Consider the following 13,658-nt stretch of genomic DNA (forward strand, 5'->3'; position numbering starts at 1 on the left):
GTAATTACTATGGGCGCAATAGCTAGTTTTATGGTGGCAACACCAGTATTCTCAATCTTCATTTGTCTAGCTTTGGGATATTTATTAGGTAAAGTAAAAATTGGTTCGTTTAATCTTGGGGCAACCGTTGGTGTTTTGATTGTTTCCTTGATTATCGGCCAAATCGGGGCATTTACCCGTGATAAAGTTTTAGGTGCCATCTTCTTCGACTTCTTCATGTTTGCCGTTGGGTACCGAGTTGGACCTTCATTCATTTCAAGTATGAAGAAATTCGGGACTAAGATCCTGATTTCCAGTTGTGTCTTCTTACTCTCAGCCTTCTTGGTTGCGTGGGCCTGCTTCGCAGCATTTCACGTTGGACCAGGGATTGCTGCCGGGACCATTGCCGGTGCCTTAACGCAATCTGCTGTTATCGGGAGTTCTCTGGAAACCATTTCTAAGTTACCCGTTAGTGCGGCAGTCAGGGCAACCTACTCCGCACAGGTGCCAATTGTTTACGCTTTGACGTACGTATTTGGGACTATCGGTGTTCTGATCTTCTTGCGTGATATCGCACCAAAACTGTTGCATATCGACATCAAGAAGCAATCAACTGACGTTGCATTGAAGATGAACTTCCATACTGCAGCTCCAAGCCCTACTCGGGTACGGACCTTTGCAATTCAAAGCGAATCTCGCTTCATTGGCTGGACAATGCCAATGTTGAAGAAGTCTATTGGCTTCGGTGTGAACGTTTTGGAAGCCTTTGACAGCGAAGGTAACAGTGTTGCTGACAACGACTACCTCTTACAAGCTGGTGACCGCATTACGTTGGCTGGTTATGCCGACAACGTCTCGCAAGCCATCAACGGTGAAGACGTCGCCGAAGTTCTAGGTCAAAAGACGCGTTTCAAAGAAAAAATGTTTGTTCTTGCTAAGAACTTTAACAAGAGCCAACTTGCTGAATTGAAGGCAGACAATGTCTTCATCAACATGTTCGATCCTAAAGACGGTCAAAAGCAAAAAGCTGATGAACTGAAGCCAGGTTCCATTATTGGACTGACCGGTGATACCAGCAACAGTGGTAAGTTATTGCATACCATGGGCTTATGGCGGTCTGACCGGGACGCTATCAACTTTGCACTCTTCTGTTTCGGGATTGCAATCAGTGCCCTCTTAGGGATTGCCGGCTTCAAGGTTAACGGTATTCCATTGCAATTAGGTGATGGGACTGCCAGTCTGTTGATGGGGTTAGCATTGAGTATCTGGGTTAACCGTTATCAATACCTTGAATCCATTCCTGACAGTGTCAGTGGATTCTTCCAAAGCTTAGGCTTGAACTTATTCATCGTTACTGTTGGATTGAACGCTGCGCGGACGTTTACGAGCGCCTTCCAGTCATTGGGGATCAGTATCTTCTTGATTGGTGCTATTATCTCCATCGTGCCACATATTATTACCCTGTACATTGGTAAGTATGTCCTGCACATGGAACCAATTGCACTGATTGGGTCATTGACTGGGGCAGATACGTTGTCCGCTGGACTGAACGCCATTTCAGAACGTGCTGGAGATGTCGGTGGTCCATACTACGCGGCTACCGTGGCTCCTGCATATGTAATTGGTAACATTGTCTTAACGCTGCTTGGACCTATCTTCTTAGTTCTCTTGAGCTAATTGAGTTTGGTTCGCAGAATAGGCCTTTCCCCGGGACGAGGCGCCTAACCACCCAGTCCTAGAAAAGGTAAGAGCATCGCAGTTAAATATGTCACAGCTCCTTTAAAAAAGATAAGGCTCGAATTTGGGTTTTATCTTTTTTTTGGAAAAATTTATTAAATAGTCTTAATGGTTTATGACCAACACTCACAGACTGGAGATGTTAATATAATGAAGAGAACATGTTATGCCGGATTAGTTGATACTGATTTATTGGATCAAGAGGTTGTTTTGAAGGGCTGGGTTCAAAAACGTCGGGACCTGGGTAATCTGATTTTCGTTGACTTGCGGGACCGTGAAGGAATCGTGCAATTGGTCTTTAGTCAAGAATTTAGTGCGGATGCACTAGCAGTTGCGGATGGTTTACGTAGTGAGTACGTGATTGAAATCAAAGGGACCGTTAAAAAACGGGCCAGAGATGGCGTTAATCCCAATATCAAGACTGGTCAGGTGGAAGTGGAAGTTCACGAAGCCAAACTCTTAGCTGCTGCTGAGACGCCACCATTCTATATTGAAGATGGCAACAACGTGTCTGATGAATTGCGGTTGAAGTACCGGTATCTTGATTTACGCCGGCCAGAAATGCAGCATAATATCAAGACGCGGAGTCTAATCATGCGGGCTACTCGGAATTACTTGGATACGCACGACTTCTTCGATATTGAAACGCCAGATTTAACGGCGTCAACGCCCGAAGGGGCCCGGGATTACTTAGTACCATCCCGAGTTTATCCAGGCCATTTCTACGCCTTACCACAGTCGCCACAGCTGTTTAAACAGTTGCTGATGGGGTCGGGATTTGACCGTTACTACCAAATTGCCCGTTGCTTCCGTGACGAAGATTTACGGGGCGACCGCCAACCAGAATTTACGCAAATTGACTTGGAAACGAGTTTCTTGGAAGCCGACGAGATTCAAAGTATCGTTGAAGGCCTCCTGAAGCAAGTGATGCATGATGTTCTGGGGAAGGATATCAAGACGCCATTCCAGCGGATCGAATGGCAGGAAGCCATGGATCGTTTCGGTTCAGACAAGCCAGATGTTCGATTTGATATGGAACTGCACGACCTCTCTGACATCGTGAAAGACCTGGACTTCAAGGTCTTCCATGACGCTGTTAGCAATGGTGGCTTCGTGAAGGCCATTTGTGTTCCTGGTGGGGCTGACAAATACTCTCGCAAGGATCTCGATACGAAGACGCAGTACGTTGAACGCTTTGGTGCCAAGGGAATTGCTTGGGTCAAGGTCACAGACGACGGCTTTACTGGACCAACTAGCAAGTTCGTTGCCGGTAAAGAAGCTGAAATTAGTGCGGCACTTGGTGCAAATGCGGGCGACCTGATTCTGTTCATTGCGGACAGCTTTAAGGTGGTTTCAGACACCCTGGGTTACCTGCGGAAGTCGATCGCCAAGGAAATGGGTATGATCGACGAGTCTCAATTTGCTTACTTGTGGGTCGTTAACTGGCCACTGTTTGAATATGATGAAGGCATTAAGCGGTGGATCGCCGCTCACCATCCATTCACCATGCCAAACGAAGAGGACCTGCATTACCTAGAGGAGGGTGAAAACCCACATCTGGCTCATGCGCAAAGCTATGACATTGTTTTGAATGGGTACGAAATTGGTGGGGGATCCATCCGGATTCACACCCGTGAGGTTCAAGAAAAGATGTTCAGAGCGCTTGGATTTACCAAGGAACGGGCTGAACGGAACTTTGGTTTCTTGATTCACGCTTTCGATATGGGCTTCCCACCTCATGGTGGCTTGGCGATTGGACTGGATCGTTTTGCCATGATTCTGTCTGGCAGTAAGAATATCCGTGACGTGATTGCCTTCCCTAAGAACTCCAAGGCAACGGAGCCACTGACCAACGCGCCAGAAACGGTATCCGCTGATCAGCTGGAAGCGTTAGGCTTGGCTGTTGTGAAACAGGACAAGGACTAGCTAGAACGTGTCGGCCGCAATGGCCAGATCCCCCGCGTTGAAAAATAAAAGCTTGCGGGGCTATCTTGGGTTTCATGATCAGTGGCAATGACGGTTCAGTCTTGAGGTTGTCTAAGTTGCGTGAAAGCAAGAAATTTTGGGTCGACTGAATTGACGCGGACGGATTCGTCTGGTCATTGAGGGAAAATACGAGTTAATTTTCAATTATTAATAACAGGATAGATGTATTATCAATACTTGGAAACTGGCTCACTTATTTTAAGAATTACCATTGTTTAACTTACTTGTACTGGCCTGAGAAACCGCGGTTTAATTTCTCAGGCCAGTTTTTTTTGCGTTGGATTCTTTAGATACTTTTAACCAAGTACGAGAGTGGCGGTATTTCAAGGATACTAAATAATCCATCGTGGGGTTATTAAGAAATTTAACTGATTTATTAACAATTTAGTTTATACTAGCTGAACGCAAAAACTTCAGAGAGGTGAACTGAATTGAGAGAAACAGCTTTTCCCGCCCACGAGCAATTAATTTTTGGGTGCGGATTAACTATGGTTGCTGGTGGCTTGGACGCGTACTCCTATCTGGTCCACGGGCAGGTCTTTGCTGGTTTACAGACTGGGAACCTGATTTTATTGGGGACCAGCTTGAGCCACCTACAATTTACCGCTGGTGGGCGCTATTTGGCGTCACTACTGGCTTTTGCATTGGGGACGATCATTGTTCGCGTCCTGCAACACATCCTTGAGAAGCGGCGAGTAAATCGTCAATTAGTGGTGTTGAGTTATATGCTGGTGCTACTAGTAGCGGTTTTACTTCTGGGGCAGCAACTTCCCGGTTTCTTAGTTGCAGCACTATTATCCTTAGCTGCCGCCGCGGAGCTGCAGGAATTCCGGCAGATTAAAGGGATGCCCTTTACGCCGTTGATGATGACAGGAAATGTGCGCCGACTTTCTGAGTCCGCTTACGATGGCGTACGCTACCGTGACAAGGCGGCTCGTGGCCGGGCACTGGATACTGCCACCTTAATGCTCAGTTTTATCACTGGGGCCTTCTTGGTGGGTTTGTTTACGAAGACGCTGGGGAATTGGGCGTTGATTATCCCGGTGCTGATTGTATTGGGGCTGGCAATCTGGCTTTATGAGCAGACGCGCCAACGTAAATGGAAACATTAATCTTTAGATTTCTAATAACCAATAAGAATTAGATCTAGGAATAAATGATAAATTGGGTAACACAAAAGCGGCTTCACGCTATTCTCATTACGAGAGTCGTGTGAAGCCGCTTTTGTTGTAAGTAATTCATGATTGATGCGTCAACCATCTGCAGTTGAGTTTACTGTGAAAAAGCTAGTCGTTGTTGCTAAATAGCAATCACAGTCGCAGGTTGGTAGGGCTGGCGTCAGCTGTGACAGTGGTGTTGGCTCGATGGTTTTTCAAGTCGAGGAGCAAGACCGAACTTTGGCTTGTTCCGGTCCCCACAGCAGACGTCAGCCCTACCAACCGGAGACAAAAAGGACAGCCTATTTAGTGGCGTCGAACTGATAAGCGGTACCGTAAAATGGTACGCGGTAAGCCCGGTAGGCGTATGCCTTAGAGGCCGCACTCTTCATCGTCACGTTGAAGACTTGCTTGCCTGACTGGGTGACTTCAATCGCGTTACTTTCTTTCCCGCCATTCTTGAAGCCAAAGTCGATCAGCACGTTGTCATTGGCCAATTTTTGCGCGTAACCAATGACCGGTGTGAAGTTGGTCTTACCCAGGGATTTGCCGTATGACCAGGTTTGTTTGATGGTCATCTTGTTAGCGTCCACGTGGTATTCGACCGCCTGTGAGTATTGGCCAGAGGTCTGTTTATTCCCATTGGTGACGTCAATGTTATTGTCGTAGAGCATGAAATCTTCACTGTTAGCGGTATTCTTACCACCATTATTCAGCAAATACAGCCCGTGTTGACCACCGGTAATCGTGGTGCCCTTGGTTGGTTTCAGCAGGTATTTACGGTAGGCCTTGGGCCAGGTAGCCTTCTTCTTGCCGCTGTAGATCCATTTGATATGGTCAGTCTTGTAATCCAGCTTCATAATCATATCTTGATTTCGGCTGGAAATGACGATTGATTTATCGTTTTTATCGTAGTCCACGGCGTTTTGGTGCAGCCAGTCAACTTTACCATCCAAGCCCTTCTTGAACTTGGTCCACATGGACTTCGGCAGGAGCTTCTTCATGTCGATGACCTTAACGATTTTCCCGGTCTTGTGGGACACCTCAATCATTGTATCTTCCTTATATTTCGAACCATCGGAGACGGTTGCCAGGAAGTTATGGTTGGGTAATTCAACCAAGTCGTGGTGAATGACCGTCGTTTCTGAACTGGCCTTGGCCGCAGCTTTGGAGATGCTACTCCCGTCGGAACTACTGGTGCCAGCAGAGAAACTGTACTCTTTGTAGACCCGGCCCAGGTAGTCAGTTTCTAGGAGGTCGTTATAGACGTCCGAGTTCACATTTTTCTTAGAGAGCATCATGATGTGGCCGTTTGACCACTGCTCGATGGTGTGTTGCGAGTAGTTCGTGTCATACCATCGCACGGCGCCATCGGCATCAATGGCAAATGGTTGTTTCGTGGTTCGGTTCATGATGGTCAGCTTGTTTTTGCCGATTTCCATTTTATCCTTATCGTTCTTGGAGACCGTGACCTTGGCGTCTTTGATGTATTTTGGCAAGGAACCAGTCTGCATCGTGAGCGTCTTGGTCTTGGTTTTACCGCTCTTGGTAGTCGTGGTGATTTTTACCGTGTTGTTGGTATCTGCATACAGACCGACCACGGGAACTTGGTGAGTCGTGGTGTAGCCGCCCTTAACGGTATTAGTGATGGATGTCTTGTCCGTCTTACCGACAACTGTATAGGTTACCTTGACGGCGTCGTCAGTCTTAAACGTGACCAGCGCAGCGAGGGGCGAAGCGGCGTAGGGGTCGACCTTAACGAACGGACTGTCTAACGTATATTTATCGTTTTCAGCAGCGGCTTTATAGGTCGCCGTCAAGCTTTTCTGATCGTCCTGACGCGTGGTAATGAGCTTGGTGTCCAGATTCTTGGTGATCTGGGCCGTTGTCAGAACGGGCTTGTTGTCCTTAATGTTGTAACTTTCCGGTTCCTTAGATGCGGACGAGGTCGAACAACCGGCCAGGCCAACCGTCAGAATCGCCAGGGAGGCAGCAGCAAGCGCTACCATCCGGGGGTGTTTGAATTGCAAATGAGCCATCTCCTTAATAAAATTTCGAAAAAAGGAGAGACTGGTCACCAGACCAATCTCCCCCGCAAATTCTTTATGTAACACCTACAATCGTACACCTTGTCCGCTTTAGAGATGTTAACAAATCCTAACTTTTTTATGAATAACTTGTGAAGATGACAAATAATCTTATGAAAACGGTAGTCGAAGGAGACGCTGTGACAATGGTTTGCGATGGATTGGGTGATGAAGTGAAGGGGCACAGCCTTAACCCAGGAAATATCAAAATTCAATGAATTTTAAAAAGTAATGAAGGCCTGACATGTTTGCTTAAGGACCTAAGTTGGAGAACTAAAAAAGCGGCCATGATTTTCATCACAACCGCTTATCTTTTAAAACTTTAGTTGGTAGCCAAGGAATTTAATTTGGCCTAGCTCATGTCCGTGTTAGAAAATAGTCATAGCTTGCTTGCCGTATTCCTTCTTGAAGTTCTTCATAGATTCCCAACTGATGGCACCATGGTCGTACTTCATGTTCTTACCACCAGAGCCAGCTTTATCCTTAGAACTGTAGTACAGGGGATCGTTGACCTTGAATTTGCCGTTCTTGTAGCCAACGATGACCTTGCAGTGGTTCCGGTTCTTGTCGCCGTTCTTCTGGTAAGAAGAGTAACCGTAGAACAGAACAGGGTAGCCACCTTGAACGTACATCTTGATGGTGTTCGCACTCGACTTAGAAATATTCTTCGTGTTCTTTGTCCAGTGGTGTGAGTACTTCGTCAACGCTGCGGCATTGATTACGTGACCGAAGCCAACCCCAGTATAGACGTTACCCTTTTGACCACCCTTGGTTGGGACCATTGGTAAGTGATTTTGGGCATAACGGAGGTTGACCTTGTTGCCGCGGTAACGAAGCAACATGGTCATGGCAGCGGAAGCACAGCCCCAAGGTGCGAAGACAGGCTTATATTGGCTGACGTAAGGGACCTTCATGACCTTACTAGTCGTGCTCGTGGCTACAGCATGAGCGTTCACGTAACCTAAGTATTTCTTCTTAGAGTTGTACAGCCGGTAGTAGGTCCGACCGTTAGTCAACTTGTACTTGCCGTTGGCTTTGTAAGCCTTATGGAACAGCTTGTTTGAAGATGAAACGGCGTGCCATTTGTCCTGGTAGACCTTGTAGCCCTTTTTAACAAAGTGAATGCTATGTTTATAGGATTTCCAAGATTTGCTGGTTTGTACAGGCACCGTGGTAGTAGCAGCGCTGGCACTGACTTCAGCTGGGGCAGCCAGTGGCAGAACGCTACTGCCAAACATAATAGTGGCTAATAGAGCGGCACCACTACGAATTAAGCGCTTACTAAAATGTGGTTTATCCATGCGGATTCCTCCTAAATATATGTATATCGACTAGGTACGCTTTTAATTGTACATCAAAATTGTTTAGGTAAACAATACTTTATAAAAAGAACATTACGCGGCTTATAAAGTGGACTGAAATAGTCGCGAATTTAGCAGAACCCTGGTATTTAGGCCGCCAGAAGCCGGGCTCCCAAAACGAAATTTCCGATTAGGCCTAAATAATTGCTGACAAAAAGCACCGCTATTAACGGGATTCCAGCTAATAGCGGTGCTTTATTTTGGATTTTAGTTCATCTGCCAACCAGGGTTAGTAGCTTAATGCCCGGTAAGCGTCCTGTTGACGATGCTTATGCAGCGTCTTTAAAGACATACTCGTCTTTTTCTTGGTCCAGGGATCGTTGTAGTAGGCCCGGTTATGGCCGTAACCGGTTAACGTAATCGCGTGGGTATTAAAACCGTCAAACCACGCGATCCAGACCACAACGGGGTGCCCCGCGTTAATCTGTTGTTTGAGACGCTTGAAGGACGCACCCGTCAGGTTCTTAGCGGAGCCGGTGTTCTGTTTAACCAGTTTCATCAGGGCCTTAGGATACACGACCCAACCGTTAAAACCCTTGTTGGGGTTACTGTTACGGGGGAGGGCCTTATCCAGGCGGACCTTGCTGACCTTGGCACCCGCGTACTGCAACATCATGGTAGTAGCGGTAACTTCGCAGCCACGTGGTAACTGTGGTCGCTGGCCAATCAATGGGACGTTTAACCAACGGTAGGATTTAACGGTCCCGTTGCGGTGAATCCAGCCCGTTTTCTTGTGATTGTAGGTGAATTTAAGCCAGGTGCCATCCGCCATCGTTTGTTCCCGGGTGATGTGGACCTGCTTGTTCGCATACTGTCGGCCAGTGGCAATGGGCGTCAGGTTAGCAGCTGAGGATTTGGCCCCACCTGACCGATAAACCTGATAATTATGCGTCTTATTTGGACCGATTTTCGTGTAGTAATTTACCTTCTTAGTTCGGGTCACCGTCCGCAGCGGCGTCGCTGCTTGGGCGGATTGACTGACGTCGACCCCACCGATGAGCAGGCCCAACAATAGTGCACCGAGGAGCTTAATAGAACGTTGCATCTTAAAACCACCTAACTTTTAATCGTCTATGTGGTTATTGTAACGCTTAGTTAGGTGCCAGAAAAGGCAAGAACGTGGCTGAATCAGTTAAATGAGTTGGGCACCCAGCGCAGTGGCAAAGTGGTTCAACGCCCAGTCGTGGCCGGCCTGGTTGAAGCTGGCTACGGCGTCGCGGTGAATAACCAGATGGTAGCCTAGATTGTACGCATCGACGGCCGTGTGGAGAACGCAGATATCCGTGCAGACCCCGGTTAAGTGGAGGGTATCGACGCGGCGCTCACGCAATCGCAGATCCAAATCCGTGCCAGCAAAGGCGCTATAGCGGGTCTTGTCAAAGAGCCAGACGTTATCGTCAGCACGGTGTTGGCGGTACCAGTCATTGACCTCACCGAAGAGCTCGCGACCCCAGGTGTCACGAACATTGTGGGGTGGAAACAGCTGGCTTTCAGGATGGTAGGGGTCGTGGGGGGTGTGAACATCGGTTGGGAAGAGGACCCATTCACCATTTCGATGGAGGTTTTCCGCCAACTGAACGATAGCTGGGGCGAGTGATTGGCCCGCTGGTCCACAGGTTAGCGCGCCTTTATCTGCGACGAAGTCATTGGTGTAATCGATGATTAATAACGCTTGATTTGTCATGGGGAATCCTCCTTATAATTGCTGTTAGTATGCGGATTAGCAGGGGATAAGTCAACGAAAGTGGCTATTTGTTTTTTTATATTAATTAAGTGATATTGAAGGCCCTGAAGCAAGGAAAATTAATCTTCTGAGTCGTGATTTTGGTGGAAACTTGCACTGGGCCGGCTTGACACGGTTTTAGATGTATCGTATATTATTAGTGAATTCATATTATACGAGATATAATATACAAGGAGGCAAGGACATGGCCATTCAAGTACCGACTGAGTTGCTCGATGGCAGCGTACTCGGTTTGTTGACACGTCAAGATCATTACGGCTATACGCTGACCCAGGAAGTGCGGCAGTTGATTCCAATTTCAGAATCGACGCTGTACCCGGTGCTCCGACGGTTGAAGAAGAATGGTTGGCTGACGACTTACGATGAACCCTATCAGGGGCGGAATCGACGTTACTACCGTCTGACGACTAGTGGTCGTGAACGGCTAGCCGAAATACAAGCAGAGTGGGCTGATTTTAATCAGGCCATCACTAAGTTACTGGGGGGCAACCAAGATGAATGAGTACATTCAGGCCGTACAAAAATTACTCGGCCAACTCACAACGGCCGAGCAGGAAGACGTTGTGGAATATTATCGCGAATATCTGCAGGACGCGGGGATCACGACCTACCAAGAAGCCGTCGACGAACTGGGATCACCACGAGCCTTGGCGCGTAAGGTCTTAGCGGACTATTCTATTAAGTTAGTTGAAAATAGTCACCAGCAGTCGCGGACAACCACGCAGGCTGCCCGGAGCAATGCGAAGACGATTTGGCTGATTATTCTGGCCTTGCTGTCAACGCCAATTACGATTCCAATTATGATTGTCGTGCTGGCATTGGGGTTTGCCGGTGTAGCCGTGGCGGGGTCATTAGTCGTTGCCCTGATTGCCGTTTTATTTAGCATCGTGGCGGTTGGCGTTGTGGGCGTCGTGGTGGGGGTGCTGGTTATTTGGCAGGAACCTTGGGTCGGCGTCTTTTACCTAGGGATTGGGTTAACAGCTCTGGGAATGATGGGCTTTGCAGCAATTATTTTAAAATGGATCTGTGTAAAACTGCTGGCAGTCATGGCGTGGTTGGCCCGGGATATCTACCGGCGTTTCATCCCGCGTAGTCGAGCAGAACGGGGGCGGAAATTATGAAACGCAGTGTGAAAATCTCACTAGTATTAGTGATTTTAGGTGCAATTTTAGCCGGTTTAGGATGGTGGAATCACGGGGATAAAACCATTGTTTGGAACAACCAGTCACGACGGTTACGCGTGGCGAATACGGCTCACAAAGTCTATTATCCTGGAAAGTATCGAGACATTCAGGTGACGTCGGCGCTGCCGGTGACCATCAAACGGGGCGCAACTAGCCAGGTAACGGTGCGTTCGGGTTCGGGGATGGCTCAGCAACCCAAGGTTACAGTCAAACGGGGACAATTGACCGTAACGGCGGGGTCACGGAGTAGCCATGACAACGTTATTTTTGGTGCAGACCTTTCGAGCTCGGCGGCTAATGGGATCACCATCACGGTGCCAGCTAGCCAGAAGTTGCGGAACGTCCGAGTCACTAAGAGTCAAGAAGGGGTCAATCTACGCTACTTGAAGCTACGTCAATTAACGGTGGCAACGGCTGACGATGTATCGCTACAACAGGTGTCGACCACGGAACCAACCAACGTGACTAGCCAAGATGGTGACGTTTGGTTGGCCTCCCTGACGACGCCACAGCTAAAAGTTCAGGCGGCCGATGGGGATATTACGTTGACTAGCGTTGACTTGACTAGCAAGCATAACCAAGTTACCGCTCAGGAAGGCGGCGATGTTCGGCTGACTGAATCGAAGCTGGGCGGTGGCCGGGTGACGACGCATGATGGGGACATTCATTTGCAAAATAACCGGTTACAGGATCACCTGACCGCGACGACCACCGATGGGGATGTGCAAGCCCACATTGCCCAATCAGCGGGGGCAGTCGTTAACAGTGCTGATGGGGATATTCACGTGTTAGGTAAGTCCCAGAAAAGTGGCTACCGCTTGAATCGCGGCGCCAAAACTTGGTATCAACTAAGCTCACATGACGGGGATATTCACCTATCAACAGATAAGTAACCAAATGAGGTTGTCCATTGTGGGCAACCTTTTTGGTGGATTCAGGCTAGAAACGTGGTAGAATGTAAAGACTGCGTATACCGGACTAAACATCAAATTTAAGTAATCGAGGAGACTTTATCGTGTCTGATTCATCATCCTATTGGCAAAATATTGCGAACCACGCTAAGGCCGAGAACCGGCCGTTCTTTAGCTTGGCTCCCATGGAAGCCGTCACTAACGCTATCTTTCGCCAGGTTGTGGCCCGTGCGGCTGCACCTGATGTCTTTTTCACTGAATTTACGAATGCTATCAGTGTGACCCATCCCAAGGCCAAATTCACGGTCCAGGGCCGGCTCTACGTGGCGCCCGAGGAGGCTCACATGCCAGTGGCACAACTATGGGGCAATGATCCTGACGCCTTTGTACGGGCAGCAGCGGATGTCAAAGACCGGGGCTACGAAGCCATCGATTTGAACATGGGTTGTCCGGACGCAACTGTCATCAAGAATCACGGTGGTAGTGACTTGATCCGTAATTTTGATAGTGCGGCGGCTGTGATTGCTGGCGCGAAGACGGCGGGCCTGCCCGTCAGTGTGAAAACACGGTTGGGATACAGCCGCCTGGATGAATGGCGCGATTGGTTAACCTTCCTCTTTAAACAGGATATTCCGTTGTTGACGATTCATCTGCGGACCAAGAAGGAAATGAGTCGGGTGCCGGCCCATTTTGAACTGATCGACGACATCGTGAAGTTACGTGACGAGATTGCACCGGACACGTTGCTTCAATTGAATGGCGACATTGAGAACTATCAAGAGGGCGTCAAGCTAGCCCAGGAACATCCTGGCGTTGACGGTATTATGATTGGCCGGGGGATTTTTACTAGTCCCTTTGCCTTTAAAAAGGAACCTAAGGAGCACGATATCAAGGAATTGTTGGGCTTGCTGAATTATCAGCTCGATCTGTACGATGACTTTGAACGGCGCTTCGACACCTCGCGCTTCCCGTCCTTGAAGCGATTCTTCAAAATTTATGTGCGTAACCAGCGGAATGCTGCGAGTTTGCGAAACGCCATGATGGAGGCACACACTACGGATGAGGTGCGTCAGCTGTTGGCGGAGTCAGACTTTACTGACTAAGATTGGCACGGATTCAGCACCTTACCGGTCGGCAGATATGGGCTGGAGCGGTGCGGGCACAACTTGAAGCCTCGGAAATCACGAGTCTCCAAGCTTGGCCTTATGCTAAGCCATTGGGGAAAAGCACCCACTGGCTAAGAATAATTTCGCGCCTGAGCCCATATCTGCCGACCTCTCGGCTTAGATAGTTATATCAAGTTAAGTGTTTAATGAAGTCCAAGCGTGATCACTGTTTCCGTGCTGGTCAAATGGCCAACTATATCTTCAAATTTCTAAAACTATGGCCCGGAACGTGTATGTTTCGGGCTTTTTTGCTGCGCTATTATATGGTGGATGTGGTCACGAGTGAGGCAGATTATTGTTGTGACCTATCGCCGCTTAAAATATAAGACAAATTAGAAGAGACTCT

General features: G+C 48.2%; 11 protein-coding genes. 7 read left to right on the plus strand and 4 right to left on the minus strand.

Going from position 1 to position 13,658, the window contains the following annotated elements; all coding sequences use genetic code 11:
• Positions 1 to 9 precede the first annotated feature (9 nt).
• The 3 genes from EKM87_RS01120 to EKM87_RS01130 all read left to right on the plus strand — a co-directional run bounded on the left by EKM87_RS01120 (position 10) and on the right by EKM87_RS01130 (position 4,814).
• A complete protein-coding gene (locus EKM87_RS01120; protein ID WP_225426634.1) occupies positions 10 to 1,656 on the plus strand; it encodes an aspartate-alanine antiporter-like transporter in 1,647 nt (548 codons plus the stop codon).
• Between the two features lie 207 nt (positions 1,657 to 1,863).
• Positions 1,864 to 3,642 carry an aspartate--tRNA ligase gene (gene aspS / locus EKM87_RS01125; protein ID WP_191988547.1) on the plus strand — a complete coding sequence of 593 codons (1,779 nt, stop codon included), beginning with the start codon at positions 1,864 to 1,866 and terminating at the stop codon, positions 3,640 to 3,642.
• 491 nt (positions 3,643 to 4,133) lie between these two features.
• Positions 4,134 to 4,814, plus strand: coding sequence for a YoaK family protein (locus EKM87_RS01130; RefSeq protein ID WP_125680961.1), 681 nt, complete (start codon positions 4,134 to 4,136; stop codon positions 4,812 to 4,814).
• A 347-nt stretch (positions 4,815 to 5,161) separates the two neighbouring features.
• Here the strand turns inward: EKM87_RS01130 and EKM87_RS01135 are convergent, their stop codons facing one another.
• From EKM87_RS01135 to EKM87_RS01150, 4 genes are all read right to left on the minus strand, one after another.
• The gene (locus EKM87_RS01135; protein WP_164506404.1) at positions 5,162 to 6,898 is read right to left on the minus strand and encodes an aryl-sulfate sulfotransferase; all 1,737 of its coding nucleotides are present in this window, start codon (positions 6,896 to 6,898) and stop codon (positions 5,162 to 5,164) included.
• 416 nt (positions 6,899 to 7,314) lie between these two features.
• Positions 7,315 to 8,247, minus strand: coding sequence for a C39 family peptidase (locus EKM87_RS01140; protein WP_125680963.1), 933 nt, complete (start codon positions 8,245 to 8,247; stop codon positions 7,315 to 7,317).
• Between the two features lie 289 nt (positions 8,248 to 8,536).
• The gene (locus EKM87_RS01145; RefSeq protein WP_125680965.1) at positions 8,537 to 9,352 is read right to left on the minus strand and encodes a C39 family peptidase; all 816 of its coding nucleotides are present in this window, start codon (positions 9,350 to 9,352) and stop codon (positions 8,537 to 8,539) included.
• An 87-nt stretch (positions 9,353 to 9,439) separates the two neighbouring features.
• Positions 9,440 to 9,991, minus strand: coding sequence for a cysteine hydrolase family protein (locus EKM87_RS01150; RefSeq protein ID WP_125680967.1), 552 nt, complete (start codon positions 9,989 to 9,991; stop codon positions 9,440 to 9,442).
• 244 nt (positions 9,992 to 10,235) lie between these two features.
• Here EKM87_RS01150 and EKM87_RS01155 point away from each other — a divergent pair, with 244 nt between their 5' ends.
• The 4 genes from EKM87_RS01155 (at position 10,236) to EKM87_RS01170 (ending at position 13,249) form a co-directional block, all read left to right on the plus strand.
• Positions 10,236 to 10,553, plus strand: coding sequence for a PadR family transcriptional regulator (locus tag EKM87_RS01155; protein ID WP_125680969.1), 318 nt, complete (start codon positions 10,236 to 10,238; stop codon positions 10,551 to 10,553).
• Positions 10,546 to 11,172, plus strand: coding sequence for a DUF1700 domain-containing protein (locus EKM87_RS01160; protein ID WP_125680971.1), 627 nt, complete (start codon positions 10,546 to 10,548; stop codon positions 11,170 to 11,172). Before EKM87_RS01155 ends, EKM87_RS01160 begins: the two co-directional genes overlap by 8 nt.
• The gene (locus EKM87_RS01165) at positions 11,169 to 12,128 is read left to right on the plus strand and encodes a DUF4097 family beta strand repeat-containing protein (protein WP_125680973.1); all 960 of its coding nucleotides are present in this window, start codon (positions 11,169 to 11,171) and stop codon (positions 12,126 to 12,128) included. The genes EKM87_RS01160 and EKM87_RS01165 overlap by 4 nt, the downstream gene beginning before the upstream one ends.
• Positions 12,129 to 12,250: 122 nt before the next feature.
• Positions 12,251 to 13,249, plus strand: coding sequence for a tRNA dihydrouridine synthase (locus tag EKM87_RS01170; protein WP_125680975.1), 999 nt, complete (start codon positions 12,251 to 12,253; stop codon positions 13,247 to 13,249).
• Positions 13,250 to 13,658: the final 409 nt, after the last annotated feature.

The organism is Levilactobacillus yonginensis, from assembly GCF_003946265.1.
Lineage (GTDB): Bacteria > Bacillota > Bacilli > Lactobacillales > Lactobacillaceae > Levilactobacillus > Levilactobacillus yonginensis.